General features: G+C 33.9%; 16 protein-coding genes. 7 read left to right on the forward strand and 9 right to left on the reverse strand.

What is annotated here, in order from left to right:
• Positions 1-854 precede the first annotated feature (854 nt).
• Positions 855-2,081: an aminotransferase class I/II-fold pyridoxal phosphate-dependent enzyme gene (locus ACNQF9_RS07595; RefSeq protein ID WP_417960134.1), complete on the reverse strand. Its 1,227-nt coding sequence runs from the start codon at positions 2,079-2,081 to the stop codon at positions 855-857.
• Between the two features lie 277 nt (positions 2,082-2,358).
• On the opposite strand from ACNQF9_RS07595, the gene ACNQF9_RS07600 reads away from it, so the two are divergent.
• Positions 2,359-2,817: an Lrp/AsnC family transcriptional regulator gene (locus ACNQF9_RS07600; protein ID WP_417960133.1), complete on the forward strand. Its 459-nt coding sequence runs from the start codon at positions 2,359-2,361 to the stop codon at positions 2,815-2,817.
• 151 nt (positions 2,818-2,968) lie between these two features.
• Positions 2,969-4,372, forward strand: a complete 1,404-nt coding sequence (lpdA, locus tag ACNQF9_RS07605; protein WP_417989963.1) for a dihydrolipoyl dehydrogenase — start codon at positions 2,969-2,971, stop codon at positions 4,370-4,372.
• Positions 4,373-4,466: 94 nt separating this feature from the next.
• Here the strand turns inward: lpdA and ACNQF9_RS07610 are convergent, their stop codons facing one another.
• Both ACNQF9_RS07610 and ACNQF9_RS07615 read right to left on the reverse strand, forming a co-directional pair.
• Complete coding sequence (locus ACNQF9_RS07610) at positions 4,467-4,847, reverse strand: DoxX family membrane protein (protein WP_417960131.1); 381 nt, start codon at positions 4,845-4,847, stop codon at positions 4,467-4,469.
• Positions 4,848-4,884: 37 nt separating this feature from the next.
• A complete protein-coding gene (locus ACNQF9_RS07615) occupies positions 4,885-5,289 on the reverse strand; it encodes a VOC family protein (protein WP_417989964.1) in 405 nt (134 codons plus the stop codon).
• A 142-nt stretch (positions 5,290-5,431) separates the two neighbouring features.
• On the opposite strand from ACNQF9_RS07615, the gene ACNQF9_RS07620 reads away from it, so the two are divergent.
• The 3 genes from ACNQF9_RS07620 to ACNQF9_RS07630 are packed head-to-tail and all read left to right on the forward strand — an operon-like array spanning position 5,432 to position 10,089.
• Positions 5,432-6,718, forward strand: a complete 1,287-nt coding sequence (locus tag ACNQF9_RS07620) for an anthranilate synthase component I family protein (protein ID WP_417960129.1) — start codon at positions 5,432-5,434, stop codon at positions 6,716-6,718.
• A 27-nt stretch (positions 6,719-6,745) separates the two neighbouring features.
• The gene (tilS, locus tag ACNQF9_RS07625) at positions 6,746-8,056 is read left to right on the forward strand and encodes a tRNA lysidine(34) synthetase TilS (protein ID WP_417960128.1); all 1,311 of its coding nucleotides are present in this window, start codon (positions 6,746-6,748) and stop codon (positions 8,054-8,056) included.
• Entirely contained in the window at positions 8,056-10,089 is a 2,034-nt protein-coding gene (locus tag ACNQF9_RS07630; RefSeq protein ID WP_417960127.1) for a protein-disulfide reductase DsbD family protein, read from the forward strand. Before tilS ends, ACNQF9_RS07630 begins: the two co-directional genes overlap by 1 nt.
• 165 nt (positions 10,090-10,254) lie before the next feature.
• Here ACNQF9_RS07630 and ACNQF9_RS07635 read toward each other — a convergent pair whose 3' ends face one another.
• From ACNQF9_RS07635 to ACNQF9_RS07655, 5 genes are read right to left on the reverse strand one after another with little or no spacing between them, the layout of a single operon-like run.
• Positions 10,255-11,328 carry an alanine/ornithine racemase family PLP-dependent enzyme gene (locus ACNQF9_RS07635; RefSeq protein ID WP_417960126.1) on the reverse strand — a complete coding sequence of 358 codons (1,074 nt, stop codon included), beginning with the start codon at positions 11,326-11,328 and terminating at the stop codon, positions 10,255-10,257.
• Positions 11,328-12,479, reverse strand: coding sequence for an alanine racemase (gene alr, locus ACNQF9_RS07640; protein ID WP_417960125.1), 1,152 nt, complete (start codon positions 12,477-12,479; stop codon positions 11,328-11,330). Before alr ends, ACNQF9_RS07635 begins: the two co-directional genes overlap by 1 nt.
• Positions 12,469-13,623, reverse strand: coding sequence for an amidohydrolase (locus ACNQF9_RS07645; RefSeq protein ID WP_417989965.1), 1,155 nt, complete (start codon positions 13,621-13,623; stop codon positions 12,469-12,471). Before ACNQF9_RS07645 ends, alr begins: the two co-directional genes overlap by 11 nt.
• A gap of 6 nt (positions 13,624-13,629) precedes the next feature.
• Positions 13,630-14,064 carry a GNAT family N-acetyltransferase gene (locus tag ACNQF9_RS07650; RefSeq protein WP_417960123.1) on the reverse strand — a complete coding sequence of 145 codons (435 nt, stop codon included), beginning with the start codon at positions 14,062-14,064 and terminating at the stop codon, positions 13,630-13,632.
• Complete coding sequence (locus ACNQF9_RS07655) at positions 14,045-15,517, reverse strand: sodium:solute symporter family protein (protein ID WP_417989966.1); 1,473 nt, start codon at positions 15,515-15,517, stop codon at positions 14,045-14,047. The genes ACNQF9_RS07650 and ACNQF9_RS07655 overlap by 20 nt, the downstream gene beginning before the upstream one ends.
• 506 nt (positions 15,518-16,023) lie before the next feature.
• Between ACNQF9_RS07655 and ACNQF9_RS07660 the strand changes: the two genes are divergently transcribed.
• Positions 16,024-17,871, forward strand: a complete 1,848-nt coding sequence (locus ACNQF9_RS07660) for a CocE/NonD family hydrolase (protein WP_417960121.1) — start codon at positions 16,024-16,026, stop codon at positions 17,869-17,871.
• A 199-nt stretch (positions 17,872-18,070) separates the two neighbouring features.
• On the opposite strand, the gene ACNQF9_RS07665 is transcribed toward ACNQF9_RS07660, so the two are convergent.
• Positions 18,071-19,732, reverse strand: coding sequence for an MFS transporter (locus ACNQF9_RS07665; RefSeq protein WP_417960120.1), 1,662 nt, complete (start codon positions 19,730-19,732; stop codon positions 18,071-18,073).
• Positions 19,733-20,082: 350 nt separating this feature from the next.
• Here ACNQF9_RS07665 and nagB point away from each other — a divergent pair, with 350 nt between their 5' ends.
• Positions 20,083-22,020, forward strand: a complete 1,938-nt coding sequence (nagB, locus tag ACNQF9_RS07670) for a glucosamine-6-phosphate deaminase (RefSeq protein ID WP_417960119.1) — start codon at positions 20,083-20,085, stop codon at positions 22,018-22,020.
• Positions 22,021-22,024 lie beyond the last annotated feature (4 nt).

Raw genomic sequence — 22,024 nt, forward strand, 5'->3', positions numbered from 1 at the left:
CTAAAATTTTTTAGAAGTAAAATGTCGATTTACAGTTAATTAATAGGTTTTAAACAATCCTGTTTATGTCATAAAATAGACTAACAGAAAGTTCAAATATAGTAAAAAAATAGATTAGCATTTTAGAAGTTATTTATTGTTCTACCGTAAGTTTTGAAATGAAATATAACATATGTTAGATGTAGAATTTCTAATTTATATTTTAGTAATTAATTGAATTCTTAAATACTTCATTAGTTACATAATTAAAAGTCGAACAACTCGTTTTTCTGTCCCATTAAATTTTAATGTATTTAAAGATTTCAAGTTTTATTGTTACATTATGAATTAGTTAATACCTTAAATTAATTCGCTTTTTAAGTACTTAAAAAATTCAGTTAAAGCATAGTTAGAGTAATTTGCTCCACATATGCTACTTGGGTTATTTTTTTAGTAATCTAGAACATTTGTAAACTTTTTTTGGTAAATCTGATGCTTCTGTAGGTGTAGAAAATAAAACTTTCCTTGATATTTTAGTTTTTAACGGTATTTTTCATTGTTTAAATAGGTTTCAATCTTTCAAAATTTAGTACCACTAGATAAAACCAAGGGGCCACAACGATTTTTCAGTCAACTAAAAATAATAATCAAAGTAATGTATGAAATTGTAAGCTACATTTGTATTATGCTAAATGAATTTATAAAAGCTAAAAATCGACTGATACAACTTACGATAAAAACGGTTAAAAAGGAAAAAAGCCGGTAATGGATCTGTAAAATACTATAATCAGCGTTTTTATTATCTAAAAACGAGTTAATAAAATTAGCGATCTTTTTTTTGGATTACTATAAACATAAATTTTTCTTATTTCATACTAATTCATCAAAACGGATTCTGGTGTTAGTATATCCAATTCCATCATACATTTTTTCATCATGTGATAGGTTCTTTCGATATCATTATCCAAACCTATAGAAAACCGAATTAGACCATCAGTCAATCCCATTTCTATTTGTTCATCGATAGGAATCTCGCTAGAAGTTGAAGTTCCCGGAGCACTAAATAAAGTTTTATAAAATCCTAAACTTACTGCCAAATATCCTAAATTTTTGGCTTGCATCAATTCCATTAATGCATTAGCTTTTTCCAAAGTGCCAACATCTAGTGTCATCATACCTCCAAAACCATATTCGGGATTAATCATCGAAGTATACAATGCATGGCTTGGGTGACTTTTTAAACCAGGATAAACCGTTTTTAGACCCTCTTTTTCAAAACGTTCTGCAAGATACATCGCATTGTGGCTGTGTTGTTTCATTCTAATATGTAATGTATGTAAGTTTTTCATCACACTGGCAGAACGTAAACTGTCCATTGTTGGACCCAATAACATACTGGCGCCACTATTCACATTTTTTAAACTATCAATAAATTCCTGAGAAGCACAGGTGACGCCTCCCACAGTATCACTGCTCCCGTTGATGTATTTTGTCAAACTATGAATCACAATATCCGCACCTAATTTTGCAGGAGAAACAGATAATGGTGAAAAAGTATTATCTACCACTAATTTCAAATTATGTCTCTTAGCAATTTTTGCCAAACCGGCAATATCAGCTACTTCCAGTAAAGGATTACTCACCGTTTCACAGTACAAAACTTTAGTTTCGGGAGTAATTGCAGCTTCTACAACGTCTAGTTTTGTGATGTCAACAAAAGTGGTTTTGATGCCTAATCTTGGTGTGAAATTCTTCAAGAAAGCATAGGTTCCGCCATAAATAGTTCTGCTGGAAACGATGTGATCGCCAGCACCGCACAATTGCAACAATGTAGGGGTAATGGCTCCCATTCCTGATGCTGAAACATTGGCTGTTTCTGTGCCTTCCATCGCAGCCAAGGCTTTGTCTAAGTATAAATTGCTTGGAGAAGAGTGACGTGAATATAAATAACAGCCTTCTATATTGCCTTCAAAAGTATCGAACATTGTTTTTGCCGATAAGAAAGTGTAGGTTGAGGAATCCGAAATGGATGGATTCACACCACCAAATTCACCAAAGTACTGTAAATCCTGAATGTTGTCTGCGGGATTGAAATTTTTCATAATTGTTTTTTATTGTTATTTGAAGCTATTCCTGCTATTCGCTGTATCTTTTACTTTTTAAAGAAAAAAGTAAAAGGATGTCGCTGCTATCAGGGCTATTAGATTTCGGTATGAATAAAATCTATCCAAAATAACAATGTTCTAGATTGATAATCAATCATATTGTTTAATATTAGATTTTAAAACTATTATAATTAAATTATATAATTTAATTTTCTAAATTAGCCTCTCAAATAGGATTTATATAGATTTTATTTCAATTCAAATTTCAATAAAAATGACATTAGACCCCATCGATAAAAAACTACTTTTTTTATTACAATCCGACAGTAAAAAAACAACCAAAGAGCTTTCCTTAAAACTTAATCTTTCTGTTACTGCTGTTTACGAACGAATTAAAAAACTGGAGAGAGAAGGAATTATCGATAAATATGTCGTGTTAATCAATCGTTCGAAAGTCGAAAAAGGTTTTGTTGTTTTTTGTCACCTCAAATTGATTCAGCATACCAAAGAGTTTATTGCTACATTCGAAAATGAAGTGGTAAAACTCAAGGAAGTCCTTGAATGCCATCATGTGAGTGGTGATTATGATTATATAATTAAAATAGTAGTAAAAGATATGGAAGCGTATCGAGAATTTTTGGTTACAAAACTGACTACATTGCAACACATAGGCAGTACACATAGCACTTTTATGATTAGTGAAGTAAAAAATACGACTGTTGTTGATATTTAGAATAAAGGTGAATTTTAAGTGGTATTCAATGACAAGTAAATGTTAATTACTAAAAAATCGTAACAAAAAACCTTCGGAATTAAACTTTAAACAAAACTTAATTCCTTAATTTTGTGCAACATTTTATAAAAACACAATAAAAAAATATACTATGAGTTCATTTGACGTAGTCATTATAGGTTCTGGACCAGGCGGATATGTATCAGCAATTCGTTGTGCACAGTTGGGTTTCAAAACAGCAATTATCGAAAAATATTCAACTCTTGGAGGAACTTGCCTGAATGTAGGTTGTATTCCTTCCAAAGCATTACTTGCTTCTTCTCATCATTACAGTGAAATTGCTCATTTTGCAGATCACGGAATTGAATTTTCTGGCGAAGTAAAAGTAAATCTTGAAAAAATGATTGCGCGCAAACAAGCAGTTGTAGATCAAACTTCAGGTGGTGTGAAATTTTTAATGGACAAAAATAAAATTACAGTTCTGGAAGGATTGGGTTCATTTGTTGATGCTACACATGTTGCTGTTGCAAAAGCGGACGGAACTTCTGAAACTATCGAAGCTAAAAATATCATTATCGCTACAGGTTCAAAACCATCTTCTTTGCCATTTATCAAAATCGATAAAGAAAGAATCATCACTTCTACAGAGGCGTTGAAACTTAAAGAAGTACCAAAACATTTGGTAATTATCGGTGGTGGAGTAATTGGAATTGAATTAGGGCAAGTGTATTTACGATTGGGAGCGCAAGTTTCTGTAGTAGAATATTTGGATCGAATTATTCCCGGAATGGACGCTTCATTGTCAAAAGAATTGACCAAAGTATTAAAAAAACAAGGCATGAAATTCTACGTTTCACACAAAGTGAAATCAGTAGAAAGAAATGGCGAGAGCGTTGTTGTTCAAGCTGAAAATGCAAAAGGAGAAACAATTACGCTGGAAGGAGATTATTCATTAGTTTCTGTGGGACGTCGTCCGTATACTGATGGATTGAATGCTGATAAAGCAGGAGTGAAAATTTCAGATAGAGGAATGGTTGAAGTAAATGATCATTTACAAACTAACGTACCTAATATCTATGCTATTGGAGATGTTGTTCGCGGTGCTATGTTAGCGCACAAAGCAGAAGAAGAAGGAGCCATGGTTGCAGAAATATTAGCAGGTCAAAAACCACATATTGATTATAACTTGATTCCGGGTGTTGTTTATACTTGGCCAGAAGTGGCAGCTGTAGGACAAACGGAGGAGCAATTGAAAGCAGCTGGAGTAGATTTCAAATCAGGAAGTTTTCCTTTTAAAGCCCTTGGTCGTGCTCGTGCTGGAGGAGATTTAGACGGATTTGTAAAAATTCTTGCTGATGCAAAAACGGATGAAGTGCTGGGAGTTCACATGATTGGAGCCCGTTGTGCGGATTTAATTGCTGAAGCAGTTACTGCAATGGAATTCAAAGCATCTGCTGAAGATATTTCAAGAATGTCTCATGCACATCCAACATTTGCAGAAGCGATAAAAGAAGCTGCATTAGCCGCTACTGATAACAGAGCTTTGCATGTATAATTAGAGAATCTGAAATGAGAGATCAAATACTTGTTTAAAAATAAAGAAACCCGTTCTATTGAACGGGTTTTTATTTGTTATGAGGTGAATTTACTTAGCCTTTGGCCACAAATAAACCTTTGTAATTTTCCCAATGGCTGTAAATTAAAAACAGATTTCCTAAAAATAAAAATAAGGCAATTGGTATTCCTTCAGGGGATAAAAAAAAGTTAATAAACAAAATGTTTATGGTAATAGGTAATATTAAAATATTGGCTAATGTAACATACCGTCCGGTAATAAAGGATAATCCACAAAGGAATTCCATTGATTTTGCCAAGGGGATCAAATAAGTTGACGCAACTAAGCCGACATTAAAAGCCTTAAAGTTTCCTGTAACTTCTGGTTCCGGTGCTAGTTTTAGAAAGAAGCTAACAGACGCATAAAGTAGCAAAAGCCCAATTAAAGTTCGGATAATAATAATTGCAATTTTCATAGTATATGGTTTTTAGAGGTTACAGATTTGAGAATTATTATTTAGGAATAGCACTTTGATCCATATAGAAAATTTCCAATTGATGCCCATCTAAATCAGCAAAACTATTTCCGTACATCCACCCATGATCCTGTGGCTCCATATAAATTGAACCACCGGCACTAACTGCAATTTGAATCATTTCATCTACTTTTTCTTTGCTCTCGGCATCTATTGCAAGTAAAACTTCGGTATTTTTATGGGCATTACAAATTTCTTTTTTGGTAAAGTCTTTAAAACGTTGCTCCGTAACTAACATCGCAAAAATATTTTCTCCTATAATCATGCAAGTAGCATGTTCATCTGTAAATTGTGGATTGAAAGAAAATCCAAGTTTAGTAAAAAAATCAATGGATTTTTTTAAGTCTTTAACAGCTAAATTAATAAAAATTTTTGAAGCCATAACTGGAATTATTAAATGATTAAAAGAATTCAAAAACAAACCTGTAGTATCAAATTTACAAAAAAATAAGCTACTTTTTGTAAAATCAGTTATTGAAGGTTTATTTTTTGTTGTAATTTTGAATTTTAAACACCATCATTTTTTGAGAACTTCAATTTACAAGTCCATTTCTAATCCAAAATTGTTCAAGCAGCAACTTTTATTTTGGTCTCAACAGTTTCGAGAAATCATTTATTTAGACAGTAATGATTATCCGCAAAACTATTCCAGTTATGATTGTGTTCTTGCCGTTGATGCATTTACTTCAATAAAGACCGATCATCACAATGCTTTTGAGGATTTAAAACAATACCAGCGAAGTACTAAAGATTGGCTTTTTGGTACTTTATCTTATGATCTTAAAAATGACATTGAGGATTTACAATCAGATAATTTTGATGGACTAGATTTTCCGGATTTGTTTTTCTTTCAACCAAAAAAACTGTTTTTATTGAAAGGGAATCAACTGGAAATTCAATATCTTAATGTGTGTGACGCTGAAATAGAGGAAGATTTTGAAAGTATTGTTGAAAGTCAAAAGTCAAAAGTTGAAATAGAAGAAATAGTAACTATTCAGCAACGAATTCTGAAAGAAAATTATCTTGAAAAGGTTTCTAAAATATTGGAACATATTCATCAAGGCGATATTTATGAAGCCAATTTTTGTATGGAGTTTTTTGCCGAAAATACAACGATTGATCCAATTGAAAAATTTATAAAACTCAACGAAATTTCTCAGCCTCCATTTGCTGTTTTTTTTAAAAACAACAAACACTTTTTACTTTCGGCGACACCGGAACGCTATTTAAAAAAAGAAGGAGAACGGCTTATTTCACAGCCAATTAAAGGAACTGCCAAACGATTTTTGGATCAAATTGAAGATGAAAAATCAAAAATACAATTGGCTTTAGACCCAAAAGAAAGAGCTGAAAATATTATGATTACGGATTTAGTGCGGAATGATTTGTCTCGAACGGCACAAAAGGGATCCGTTGAAGTAGAAGAGTTATGTGGTATTTATACTTTTATGCAAGTACATCAAATGATATCAACAGTAACTTCAAGATTAGATGCACAATATTCCGTTGTAGATGCCTTAAAAACAACTTTTCCAATGGGAAGTATGACCGGAGCTCCAAAGATTTCGGTGATGAAAATCATTGAACAACTGGAAGAAAACAAACGTGGGCTCTATAGTGGTGCTGTAGGGTATATTTCCCCCAATGGAAATTTTGATTTCAATGTGGTTATCCGAAGCATTTTATACAATCAAGAAAAAAAATATGTTTCTTTTTCAGTTGGAAGTGCTATAACTTCGCAATCCATTCCTGAAAACGAGTATGAAGAATGTTTGCTTAAAGCAAAAGCTATGCGAGAAGTTTTAAGCTAAATCAAAATGAATTAATTAAATTTGAACATGCTACAGAAATTCAAAAACCATCTGCTTCATAATTTCCAATTCTTGAACGGAAAAAAATTACTTCTTGCTACAAGTGGCGGGAAAGACAGTATGGTCATGGTGCATTTGTTTCAGCAATTGAATTATAAAATTGGAATTGCACATTGTAATTTTCAATTGCGCGGTATGGAAAGTTTTGAAGATCAAAATTTCGTTCAGCAATATGCCACTACAAATGATATTTCAGTATTTATAACGCAATTTGATACCAAAGCTTTTTCTGAAGATTATAAAATATCTACCCAAGTTGCAGCCCGAGAATTACGTTACAATTGGTTTTATGAATTATTGGAAACGGAAAAATTTGACTATATTCTTACGGCGCATCATGCTGATGATAATCTGGAAACATTCCTAATCCATCTGAGTCGAGGAACAGGTTTAGATGGTTTGACAGGGATTCCGGAACAGAACGAAAAAGTAATTCGCCCACTTTTGGCATTCAGCCAGGCGGAAATGGAAGAATATGCCGGATTAAATAACATTCAATGGCGTGAAGACAGTAGTAATGCATCTGATAAATACCTTCGAAATAAAATTCGCCATCATCTGGTCCCAATGTTAAAGGAATTGAATCCAAATTTCCTTTCCTCGTTTAACAAAACGCAAATGTATTTGCAAGAGGCACAAGTTATGGTTGAAGATGCTTCCATTATGATTTATCAGCAAGTTGCAACGCAAGAGAAAGAAGATATTTACTTTGATTTAAAAAAATTAAAAAAATTACCGAATTACAAATCGTATTTGTACCAATGGCTCAAAGAATTTGAATTTTCGGCATGGGATGATATTTATGATTTGGTCGAAAGCCAATCTGGAAAGCAAATTTTTTCTTCTGAATACCGTTTGTTGAAAAATAGGAATTCTCTAATCCTTAGCCCGATAAATTTCGTAAATGAAAAGGAAGAATATTTTATTGACGAAAATCAAAAAGAAGTTAATATTCCCTTAAATCTTACGTTTTGTAAAGTAGCGGACATTAGTATCGTTTCAAATAAAACTATCTTTGTGGACGCCGATAAATTACAATATCCATTGGTTTTAAGGCATTGGAACGAGGGAGATAAGCTGCAGCCTTTTGGGATGAATGGTAAATCGAAGAAAGTAAGCAAGCTTTTTAAAGATGAAAAATTATCATTGATAGATAAAGAAAATACTTGGCTTTTATGTTCGAATGATCAAATAGTTTGGATTATTGATGTTCGTCAAGATGAACGCTTTAAAGTACAAAATACAACAAGAAATATACTTAAAATACAATTAGAATAATGAAGAAACTACTATTTATACTTATTGCTTTTTTGGCTTTTGCCAATGGAGATGCTCAAATTCTTGATCCTGCAAAATGGACCACCAAAATAGAAAAAAAATCAGATACTAATTATATCCTTACTTTCAATGTTGTCATAGAAAATGATTGGCATTTGTATTCTCAATTTACTCCAGATGGCGGACCGCTGCCATTGGAAATCATTTTCAAAAATCAAAAAGGAAATTTTAATTTGGTTGGTAAAGCCAAAGAAAGCAAGACCCGAACAGCTTTTAATGATATTTTTGAAGTAAACGAAACATTTTTTGAAAAGAAAGGACAAATTCAACAAGAAATCACAATTACAAATCCAAAGGTTTCTAAAATTGAAGTTAATTTCAATTACCAAGTGTGTAAAGAGGTTTGTATTAATATAGAGAAGAATTTTTCGTTTACGATTCCTGTGGCTTCAAAAACATTAGAGATAGCTACTGTAGCACCTGATTTAACGACAATAGATTCTGCCAAAGTTGATACTACAGTTGTAAATACGGATGGGAATAAAGCACAAATTGTTACTCCTGAAAAAGTTCCGGTATTAGATTCTAAGCCTTCCAAACAAAGGGGATTATGGTCTATTTTCTTTATCGCTTTTTTATCTGGATTTGCCGCATTGCTTACGCCTTGTGTTTTCCCGATGATCCCTATGACAGTAAGTTTTTTTACAAAACAAAGTAAAACAAAAGCAAAAGGAATTAGAAATGCCATTATTTATGGAATTGCTATTATCTTTATTTATGTAGTTTTAGGCTTTTTAGTGACTTGGATTTTTGGTGCCGATGCCCTGAATGCGTTATCAACGAATGTTTGGTTTAATATTATTTTCTTTATTTTACTAGTTACTTTTGCGGCTTCATTTTTAGGTGCTTTCGAGATCATGTTGCCTAATTCTTGGGCTAATAAAGTCGATAATCAAGCGGATAGAGGTGGTATAATTGGAATTCTCTTTATGGCTTTAGCCTTAGCGATTGTATCTTTTTCTTGTACAGGACCTATTGTGGGAACACTATTAGTAGAAGCGGCTTCTAAGGGAGGAATAGCACCAATTGTAGGGATGTTCGGATTTTCATTAGCTTTAGCCTTACCTTTTATGTTGTTTGCGATGTTTCCGGGTTGGTTGAATTCTTTGCCAAAATCTGGTGGTTGGTTGAATACTGTTAAAGTGGTTTTAGGATTTTTAGAATTGGCTTTGGCCTTCAAATTTTTATCCAATGCGGATTTGGTATTGCAATTGCATTTCTTAGAAAGAGAAGTGTTCTTGTCAATTTGGATTGCTATTTTTGGAACACTTGCGTTTTATTTATTCGGAAAAATTACGCTGCCGCATGATAGTCCTATGAATCATATTTCGGTGGGAAGATTGTCTTTCGGATTAGTAGTGCTGGCCTTTACCATCTATTTAATTCCCGGAATTTGGGGCGCACCATTAAAATTAATTTCTGGTTTCCCGCCACCAATGACCTATAGCGAAAGTCCATACGGTGTAGGAAACTCAAAAGGCGGATCGAATGCATCAGCCCAAATTTTGCCGCAAGGCGCACATTTAGGGCCACATGATCTTATTGCTTTTGACGATTATGAAAAAGGATTGGCTTATGCTAAATCAGTAAACAAACCCATTTTACTTGATTTTACCGGATTTGCTTGTGTGAATTGCAGAAAAATGGAAGATTATGTTTGGTCTGATCCCGCGATTCTTAAAATATTACAGGATGAAGTGGTATTGATCTCTTTGTATGTCGATGATAAAAGAGAATTGCCAAAAAGTGAGCAATATATATCTAAAGAAACGGGTAAAGAAATTGTAAGTGTGGGGAATAAATGGAGCGATTTTCAAATCACTCGATACAAAGCCAATGCGCAACCGTATTACATTGTTTTAGATACAGAAGAAAATATGTTATCTGATAAACCAGAAAGTTATAATTCAAATATCAATGCTTATAAAGGATGGTTGAAAGCAGGAATTGATCAATTTAAAAAAATAAAATAACCTATCGTCTGGTCACATAAATTTTAGACCGAATATTTAAATAAAATTGCACTAATTTCAACAAATCAATTGCTGGAGATTAGTGCAATTTTTATTTAGTAATAGTGGCGGAATATAATCCGTAGTATTAGGGGTATTTTGCTCAAGGTGGGAAGTAATGTGGTTTTATTCGATTATTTTTTCAATATAATCAGAATTTAAAAGATACAATGCACCCATATATCGTATTTTAAAAGCGACTAAATCTCCTATTTTATAGGTCTTTTTAGAATTAGAAATATCAATAACTAACATGTCAGAACTGGCATCTACAATGGTAATGTCAGCATCATCAGATTCGATGTATTGGGGTTGCATGTCTAATAAACCAATGTCTAGAATGGCTCTCAGGGAAGTGATTCCTAAATCAGTGACTTCGTTCATAGAAAAGGAATTTCCGGCAACATTCTCGCCTAATTCACCTGTTGGTGTTTTTGGCTTTTCAGTAATTTCGATAATTTCAGCATATAATTTAAAAACATCATTGTGCATTCCTTCGATAGTATTTCCTGTAAACAAATCTTTGCCAAAAAAAAGTGCTTCTCCTATTCGAAAATGATTCACAGCCATAGGTCGGGCATTTTTCAATATCAAAGGAATCGCAACTGAGGTTCCACCGGAGACGAATGGAATACTAATGTTAAATTTAGCTTCAATTAGCTGTTTGTATAAGCTCAATTGAATTAGTTTATCTTGAGTAGGCATTACACCGCTAAGACAATTAAGATTGGTCCCAATACCTGATATTTCTATGTTACGCATTTTTAAAATGGTACCGTAAAATTCTATTAATTCTTCTCCCATAACGCCTTCTCGAAGATCACCCATTTCAATCATGATGATGATTTTATGCGTTTTGTTTTGTTTGACAGCTTCATCCGAAAGCAATTGAATCGTATAGATCTCAGTGTTAAAACTAATATCGGCATATCGCACAATGCTTTCAATACTTCGTTTTGCTGGGGGTTTAATATAGACGGTTTGAATTTCGGGATCTAGTCCTTTAATTTTTTTTAAATTACTTACTCTGGAATCATGAATTTCACGGACTCCTAAGGCGATGATTTCTTTGAGATAAATTTTATTTCCGCATAAGAGTTTTGAAACTACTCCCCACTGGATGTTTCTTGATTTAAATGTTTGGTCTAAAAATTGATAATTTTCCTGTAATTTTTTTCGGTATAATTTTATAAAGGCCATTATTCTATAATTTTACGTGGAATTGCTTTAGAAATCCGAGTTAATAATTCATAATTGAGTTGATTACTGAAATCACTAAAGGAAGCGACAGAAACAGAAAGTTCTTTTTGTGTGCCGATCAGCACTACTTCGTCTTCTTTTTTTGCCATCTCAATATCAGTAATATCGACGGTCATCATGTTCATGTTTACGGAGCCGACTACAACACAGCGTTGTCCAAGTATCAGTACACGGCCTTGGTTGCTCAAAGAACGACTGTATCCGTGGCAATATCCTATAGGTATCACTGCGATTTTCATTTTCCTTTTGGCCATAAAACTGGTTCCATAACCAATGAAATCACCAATATTTACTTTTTTAACGCTCATTATTGCACTTTTCCAAGTGATAACGCGTTGCAGTGGATCTGTTTTGTTCTTTTTAGAATTGAGATACGTAACAAATACTTCTGGACTGGGCCACAATCCGTATTGCATTATTCCAATGCGCACCATATCCATTCTGGTTTGCGGAAACATTATGGATGCTGCTGAACATGCGGAATGTCTAATTTCCGGTTTTAAGTCGTTTTTACAAAAAAAGGTGTAAATTTCTTCAAACTTCTGGATTTGCTGGTCCACTCTGTAATAATTAGCGATACTTTCGGCTCCGGCATAATGAGTGCAAAGTCCTTTGAAATTAAGATGTTGTACGTGTTTCTTTAAAAAAGCAATCACAGTATTCAGTTCATTTTTTTCAAAACCGGTTCGGTTCATTCCCGTTTCTACTTCAATATGCAAAGTTGCCTTTTTATCGAGTTTTTTAGCGGTTTTCATAGCTATCGTAAGGCGGCTTTTATCAAAAATAAAGAATTCAATATCGTTTTTTATTACCCATTCCATATCTTCATCCTGAACGAGTCCCATAACCAGAATAGTTGCTTTGTCCTGTAGTGTTGCTTTTACGACTTTAGCTTCCTGAACATCAAAAACAGAAAAATGAGTTATGCCACATTGAAATGCCATAGCCACAAACGGCTGTACTCCATGACCATAAGCATTTCCTTTTACAACAGAGGAAACCAGTACTTTTTTTCCAAAAGTATTTTTTAAAAAATTAATATTTTTTTGATACGCGGAGCGATCAAGCTCGATAAGTGAATTAGTGTGCATTTGTAATTTGTTTACTGATTTGATGAAAAATAGCTACTCCAGTTGCAATAATTTCATCAGGAAAATCATAATCAGGATTGTGTAAAGCCGGTGTGTGTATTCCTGAACCCAGTCCAAACATGGCGCCGGGATAGTGTTGTGTAAACAAGCCAAAATCTTCACCCCAAGTAAATGGTTTTTCTTTTTCGAATAGTTCAAAATTATTAATTTTTGCTGCCTTTTTGATGATTGCTACAGCGGTTTCATGATTCTCATTGGCTTGAAAACCTTGCATCCATCGAATCTTACATTTCAGCTCACATTCTTTTGCAATTGATTTTGCTAAATTTTCTAAAACCAATTCTATTTTTTTCATTTGCAAATTACTGTCACTACGTACAGTAAAATGAATTTCTCCTGAACCAGCTGAAACACCATAGGCTTTTTTGCCCATTTTTGTGTAAATGGGTGTAATAAGACAAAATTTTTCTTTTGAAATGTCTCTCTGAATAATTGCATTAAATTTAGTTGTAATTTCTGCTATTGCTAATGCAGGATTAATTCCTTTTTCAGGTTCTCCGGCATGGGCTGTCTTTCCTTTCAGCTTAATAATCATGCTATGAACTGCACAAGTAAAAATATTGTTTTTTACGACAATCTGATTGAGTGGAAACCCCGGTAAATTATGTAAAGCAAATACATAATCGGGGTGCAAAGAAGCAAATTTTGGATCCGATAATACTTTTTGAGCACCACTGCCATCTTCCTCAGCCGGCTGAAATAATAAAATGACAGTTCCTGATTCCGGTTTATTCTGATACACTTCAGCAGCTAAACCGCAGAGAATAGCCATGTGACCATCGTGTCCGCATTTGTGGGAAATTCCAGTTGTACGTGATCGATGTTCAAAAACGTTCGTCTCTTCAATAGGCAGAGCATCTAGCTCACATCTAAATAATACTGTTTTTCCGGCTTTTTTACCTTTGTAAATTGCGACTACGCCAGTTTTTCCTACTCCGGTAATCAATTCATCAGGAGGGTGATTTTCGAGAAATGAATAAATACGTTTAGCAGTTTCAACTTCTTTACCTGAAACCTCGGGATGTTTGTGTAATTCCTTTCTTAACTGCACAAGTGAATCGGTATACTGGTTTGAATTTTCCATTTTGGACTATTTTATGAGGCGCATTTCCAAATATTTATTTGTAAAGCCTAGTTTTTCATATAGTTTTTTGGCAGGATTGTCCGGCTCTACATGCAGTGCGATATTTCCTTCGGCAATCGATATTGCTTTTTGCATCAATTGTTTTCCAAACCCTTTTCCGCGTTGGCTGTTGTCCACGGCAATGTATACCAAAATATTTTCGGGAATAAAATCTTTCATCCCTGTGTTGTTTAAAATCACGACCCCTACGATTTTTTGTTCCTCGATTCCCACTACAATGTTTCCTCCTTTGACTGGATTCATGGCATAATCAATACATTTCTGAATGTCTTCAATGGTGTCACCATATTGTTCTAAATGGGTATAAAGGAATAGTGCAACAATTTGATTGGTATAAATTGTATCTTCTCCAGTAGTAGCATTAATTTGTTTGAATTCCATTTTGTCTTTCTTTTTTGTTGTTGTAATAGAGTGATATTGTAATGAATAAAATAAGAGAAATACTTATTCCATAGAGGTTTGCATCTAAATGTTCCGGCAGTTTTAATCCTAAAGGAAGTTTATTCTCTGTAACAATTAGCAGGATTGTGGTGGCACCCCCAAAAAGCATGCTCCAAAAAGCAGCTGTTGGATGGCTTTTCTTCCAAAATAAAGCGCCTATGACCGGAACAAATAATCCGGACACCATGAAAGCATAGGAGTAAAGCATCAGTTCTAATACATTTTGCATTTGGGAAGCTATTAAAATAGCAAGAAAACCAACGATCAAGGTGACCATTTGTGAAAGTCGCAGTTCTTTTTTATGACTTAATTCTTTTTTAGAAAATTTAGCAATAATATCGGTGACAATATTTCCCGAAGCCGCCATTAAGCAACTGTCCGCAGTAGAAAGTATAGCCGAAAAATAGGAAGAAAGCATCAGTCCCATTAATCCTACAGGAAGTATGGTTGCCAGTAAAATAGGCAATCCCATTTCGCTGTCCATATTGGCTGCATCTGTAATACCGTCAAACATTCCTTTGGTAGCGGCCACTTTCGCCAGCATTCCCAGAATCACGCCCATAAATGCCATTATGGGCCATTCAAAAACACCGGCGATCAGCCATGCTTTTTTTGCTTCTTTCTCTCCCTTGCTGGCATAAATCCGCTGGTATAAAGTCATTCCTACAAACCAAATGGGTATTATGGTTATGGACCAATTTAAAATCTGATACCATTTTACATTGGTCAGTGATAAATATTCAGGGGATAATGTAGCTTTGATTGCGTCATACCCTCCCACGGCATTGTAGGCAACTGGAATCCCTATGAAAACCAAGCCACCAATCAGGACTAACCATTGAATCGTATCAGTATATATAACGGCTTTCAATCCTCCAATAGCGGTGTAGATTACCGCTATAAGTCCCATGACAATTAGTGCTGTTTGTAAATTAAGTCCTTCTATGGTTGCCGAAGCTAATTTGGCTCCAGCCAAAACTTGCGAACTCGTAAATCCAATATATCCAATAGCTGAAATAATTCCGGCCAACAGCGCGACTTTAGCGTTATAAAAATGATCAAATATTTGCGGAAAAGTAAAAAACTTATATTTATGTCCTAACGCACTTACTTTTGGAATAAGAAAAACGGCACTGAGCCAAGCGCCAAGCAGTCCGGTAAATAGCATCCAAGAACCTGATATCCCCATCGTAAAGCCAAGTCCGCCTAATCCTATTGAGAATCCACCCCCAACATCTGTGGCCACAACGGATAAACCGATGTGCCAGCTGCTCATATTTCGGCCACTTACGTAAAAATCTTCAGCCGTTTTGTTTTTGTTAAAAAAATATACGCCAACGCCTAACATAGCCAGCATATAAACAACAAAGATTGCATAATCTATTATGTGCATATTATTTATTTTCGATTATTTAATAGCCTGTATATGGAATTTTTCCAAAAGGCAAAAGATGCAGTAAACTGCAAAAAGATGATTTTTTCAGATTTTTTTTCTGAAATAAGGGATCTTAATTTTTGGGTTAAAAGTGTACAAAAAGAGACTTTAATAACCACAAAAAATAACTTGTTATTTTACAAATATAAGGCGAATTATCTGAAAAAAGTTATTAAAACAGGTAAAATGTGCTTTTTATGAGTAAAAACGCTCATTTTTCGGGTTAATAATGTGAATAATTCAAGACAAAGACAAAGGATTATCTGATAAAAAAACCACTAATTTGAATTCATAAATGAATTATTGGTGTGAAAGTGTTGAAGATAATTAACAATTATAAACAGCGTATATTTCTACTTTTTTATCTCAGTAAAGGCGATATGTCAATTTTAAAAAAGATGAAATAAGGATATTATATTCATAGATTTTTTTATCTTTAAAAACTATTTTAATTAAAAAAATTCATGAAAAAATCACTAAGTATTTCTCTTTTTTTTATTGGTGCAATTCTTTTTGCCCAAGATAAAGTACCAAATTATGTTGCTGATAATTATACCAAAAAAGAAGTGCATATTAAAATGCGCGATGGTGCAGAGTTGTTTACTTCTATTTACACTCCAAAAGATGGTTCAAAAAAATATCCAATTATAATGCAAAGAACGCCTTATAATTCAGGACCTTATGGAGAGAATCAGTTTAAAAAAAGTATTTCTCCAAGTGAAACCATGATGAAAGAGGGATATATTGTTGTTTATCAAGATGTTCGTGGTCGCTTTATGAGTGACGGTTTATACGACAATATGCGCGGTTTTTTACCTAACAAAAAAAGTAAAAAAGACACCGATGAAGCCTCGGATACTTATGATACTATTGACTGGCTGGTTAAAAATGTAGCAAATAATAACGGAAATGTTGGAACATGGGGAATTTCCTATCCAGGTTTTTATGCAACCTATTCTTTGTTAAGCAATCATCCAGCTTTAAAAGCAGTTTCACCTCAAGCCTGTATTGCTGATTTCTTTTTTGATGATTTTCATCATAATGGAGCTTATTTGTTGAGTTATTGGAAAGTAACACCATTATTTGGACCACAAAAAACAAAACGTACTACTGAACCGTGGTATAAATTCACGAATACAGGAACAAATGATGATTACCAATTTTTCTTGGATGCAGGACCATTATCCAATTTAGATAAGTATTATGGTAAAGAAGATGAATTTTGGCAACAGCTGAAAGACCATTCCAGTTACGATGATTTTTGGCAAAAACGTGGGATTTTACAACATTTGAAAAACATAAAGCCAGCTGTAATGACAGTAGGTGGATGGTTTGATGCAGAAGATTTATACGGGCCTTTAAACACATATAGTACTATAGAAAAGAGTAGTAAAAACTATAATACCATCGTGATGGGACCATGGAGTCATGGCGATTGGGCTAGAAATTCTGCAAAACAAGTGATTGGTAATATTAATTTTGGAGACAGTATTTCTGGTTTTTATCAAAAAAATATCGAAGCTAATTTTTTCCGCCATTTTTTAAAAAATAGCGCAAAAGGAGAAAATAAATTACCCGAAGCCTATGTTTTTGATTCAGGTGCTAAAGAATGGAAAACTTATGATTCGTGGCCTCCACAAAATACTGAAAAACAAGATTTCTTTTTACAAGACAATCGTTTGTCAAAAATGGCAAAAAAGAATTTTGCTTTTGAGGAATTTGTAAGTGATCCTAAAAAACCAGTTCCTTATTCAGAGGATATTAAACAACAAGGGCTTACGCCAAGAAAATACATGACGGATGATCAGCGTTTTGCTGCTAGACGACCTGATGTGCTGGTTTTTGAAACAGAAGTTTTAAATAACGATACAACTTTAGCTGGAGAAATTATAGCTAAACTGCAAGTTTCAACTACAGGAACTGATGCGGACTGGATTGTTAAAGTAATTGATGTATTCCCGAAAGATGAACCAGAGACAAAAGACGTTGCTTCTTATTTAAAAATGAGTAATTATCACATGATGGTGCGTAGCGAAGTAATGCGTGGACGTTTTAGAAATAGTTTTTCAAAACCAGAGCCTTTTGTGGCTAATGAAAAAACGGCGTTAAATATCAAGTTACAAGATGTTTTTCATACATTCAAAAAAGGACATAAAATCCAGATTCAAGTACAAAGTACCTGGTTTCCATTAATTGATTTGAATCCGCAAACCTTTGTGGATAATATATTCTATGCTAAACCTGAAGATTTTAAGAAACAGGCACACAAAATTTATAATGATTCAAAAATTGAGTTTACAGTTTTAAAATAAATTAGTAAGATTAAGGTTAATATAAAAAAACAAATAAAAGTTCTCAAAGAGACAGCTTATTTGTTTTTTTATAGGTTAGGTAACCTAGTACATTTTTATTTAAGCATACTAATGATATGGCATTAGCTAAAAAAAGCGATTCAAAATCTTATTTGAATCGCTTTTTTATTTGTTTAATTATTGGTGTTTCTGTGTGAAATTAGTGTGCTCCACCAACTTCTATTTCGTTTCCAATACCTTGTTTTTCTAGAATCCCAATTACTTTCCAACCATAGAATGCGATGAAAGCAAAACATAAAACTGGAATAAAATAAGAGGTATGAATTCCAATTATATCTGCTAACTTTCCTTGTAATGGAGGGATAATTCCACCACCCAAAATCATCATTACTAAAAAAGCAGAACCTTGAGATGTGTATTTTCCTAATCCGGCAATTGCCAGTGAGAAAATACAAGGCCACATAATACTTAAGAATAATCCGCCACTCATAAAAGCAAAAATTGCGATAGTCCCCGTTGTGAATAAACCAATAAGCATGGCTGTCATTCCCATTAAACCAAAAATCATTAAGGTTCTTGAAGGTTGGTCTTTCCCTAAAAAGAAACCAGCAATTTGAAACAAAATTACAAAGGAATAGGCATATAATGGTGTAACATCTTGGCCAGAAATTGCATTAGCGGTCAGTACTACACCAAAAGCTACGTAAGGAATAACAATAAGTAAAATTTTCTTTAATTGTGATGACGGGTTGAAAACAGTAATAGCTCCTGCCCAGCGTCCAATCATTAAACTACCCCAATACATAGACATATAAGGTGCCAAAGCAGGACCAGAAATAGAACCAAAGTCAGCAGTTACCAATAATTCTCCAAGATTACTTCCAATGGTTACTTCGACACCTACGTAAGCAAACAGTGCCAGCATCCCTAATACTAATTGTGGGTATTTCATAGCACCCCATCCTTCAGGATTTTTTTGAGCAGTTGTATTAGCGAAGAATAATCCAATGACCACAACTAAAAGGGTTGAAACGGTCAAAGCTAATCCTAAGAAATCTTTTTCTTTGTTGTCTATAAAACGACTAATAAATTGAGGGTCTTCATAACGAGAAAAGATATAAGCAAAAATAGCTACCAGAATTACAGTAATTGCAATAAGGGTTTTCATTGCTTTATTAGCCGTTTCAAAAGTAGAATCACTTTTTCCTGCCGGTAATTTTTTAGAAAAATGGAATAAGGCTGCAGCCAATAAAAACAGACCTCCAACAAATACATACAAGATTCTCATTGAATCCAATGAATCTGGTTTTTGAGCAAATTCTTCGATATTTACTCCCGCAATAACTCCAAACAAAGCGATGGAAACAACAATGGGGCCTATCGTAGTTCCTAATGAATTAATTCCTCCGGCAAGATTCAATCTGCTTGATGCAGAATGGGGTTCACCAAGAGAGGCTGCAAAAGGTTGTGCTGATGTTTGTTGCAATGAAAAACCAAGTGCAACTATAAATAAAGCGCCAAGAATAAATAAATAACTACCTTGTGTTACGGCCACTATCATTAATACGGCTCCAAATGTACTGACTAATAATCCATAAATAATTCCTTTTTTGAATCCCCATCCATTTAGAATATCTTTCTTTGCAATACTACTAAAAATGAAAAGTAATAAAGCTCCAATATAATAAGCCCCATAAAAAGCGAAATCGATTAGTTGACTTTGAAATTGGTCTAAGCCAAATTTAGCTTTGCAAAATGGAATAAAAATACCGTTTGATGCTCCAATAAAACCCCAAAAGAAAAATACTGTTATAAGCGTATAAAGGGCGGAATTGTTAGACCTTGTTTGTTCTGAATTCATAAGTATGCATTGGTTAATGATTGTAATTAAATAGTTTTAAAGCTGTAAGACCGTAAATATATTTGTTAAGTAAATTAAAAAAAAATAATTTAGACTAAATATTGTTATAATTATTGAATATTCACTAATTGTTAAAAAAAGATGTTTTTTTTTCAAATTTTTTCCTAATTCCTGCACTAGGATTAATTTGTCGCTTGCTGTAGAATACTCTTGAGCAGTAGAAATGGTATACTCTTTTTAGGATTCAATGAACTTCACTATATAATTTAAGAATTATATATCTGCGATTTTAATTTTTTTAAACTCTTATAAAAAAACCTATCTTTATAAATCAGTATAAAAAACACCCTATGAAAAGTGCTTTAGAAAATGTACCAGACATCAGTTATGAAAGTGCCGGCAAATTTGAGGAAACAAGGTTTGAAAAAATTCACAATGAAATTTTCAAAAATGCTTCAGAAGCGTCTTTAATAGTTGCTCAAGAAATTGCACAATTGATTCTATTCAAACAGTCTGAAAACAAATCCTGTATTCTAGGTCTAGCAACAGGTTCGTCACCAATTAAGGTATACGAAGAATTGGTTCGAATGCATCAAGAAGATGGACTTAGTTTTAGTAATGTAGTCACTTTTAATTTGGATGAATACTATCCAATGAAAAAAGAAAACCACCACAGCTATCATTATTTTATGCACGAGCATTTGTTTAATCATATTGATATTAAACCTGAAAATATAAATATTCCTGATGGAACAATACCAATAGATACACTCAAACAATATTGTATTGAATATGAAAATAAAATAAAAAAGGTAGGTGGACTTGATTTTCAATTGTTAGGAATTGGTCGGACGGGTCATGTAGGTTTTAATGAGCCAGGCTCTCATATCAATTCAGGAACTCGAATAATTACTTTAGATCACATCACTAGGGTTGATGCTTCTTCTGATTTTAATAGAATCGAAAATGTTCCCAAAAGAGCCATTACGATGGGTATTTCTACTATTCTTACATCCAAAAGAATTGTTTTGATGGCCTGGGGTCAGAATAAAGCAGAAGTGATAAAAACAACTATTCAAGGAGAAATGAGCCCTGAAACCCCAGCAACATTTTTGCAAAACCATACTAATACCACTTTTGTTTTAGACCAATCGGCAGCTTCCGAACTAGCCCGATTTAAAACACCGTGGCTCGTTCAAGACTGTGATTGGACTTTGGAACTAAAATGTAAAGCGATTGTTTGGTTGTGTTTAAAAACAAATCGCTCCATACTAAAACTTACTGATAGGGATTATAATAATAATGGAATGTCTGATCTTTTGGCTTTAGAAGGTTCAGCTTACGATTTAAATATAAACATGTTCAATGTATTGCAACATACTATAACTGGATGGCCAGGAGGAAAGCCTAATACCGATGATACCAACAGACCCGAAAGAGCGAATCCTGCTAAGAAGAGAATCATCCTTTTTAGTCCGCATCCGGATGATGATGTTATTTCTATGGGCGGTACTTTTTCTAAATTAATACGACAAGGACACGATATTCATGTCGTGTATCAAACATCTGGAAATATAGCGGTTACGGATGAAGAAGCATTAAAGTTTGCGGAAGTATGTGCTGATTTTGTGGATACTGATGCCACTAAAACAAACTTTAAATCGGCTGTCGATTTTTTGAACAACAAGTCAGAAAACCAAATGGATTCTCTTGAGGTTCGAAAACTTAAAGGACTTATCAGACGGCGTGAATCATATGCAGCCGTGCGGTACATTGGGTTAAAAGAAACAAATATTCATTTTCTGGATATGCCTTTTTATGAGACAGGACAAATAAAGAAAAACCCAATACAAGCGGAGGATATTGCTATTGTAAAAGCAATTATAGAAAAAATAAAGCCCCATCAGGTTTTTGCCGCTGGTGATCTTGCTGATCCACATGGAACACATGAGGTTTGTCTCAATGCTGTTTTTGCTGCTATGGCAGCGTTAAAACCACAATCGTTTATGAATGATTGCTGGCTGTGGTTGTATCGCGGTGCTTGGCATGAATGGGGAATTCATGAAATAGATATGGCGGTCCCGTTAAGTCCAGAAGAAGTAATGCTAAAAAGACACGCTATCTTATACCATCAATCTCAAAAAGATCGTGTGATGTTTCAAGGCAATGATTCTCGAGAATTTTGGGTGCGTGCAGAAGACCGAAACAAGCATACAGCAAAATTGTATGACGATTTAGGGTTGGCTGAATACGAGGCTATTGAAGCATTTAAACGTTTTGACTATTAAAAAC

It is taken from the genome of Flavobacterium amylolyticum, assembly GCF_048284335.1.
Classification (GTDB): domain Bacteria; phylum Bacteroidota; class Bacteroidia; order Flavobacteriales; family Flavobacteriaceae; genus Flavobacterium.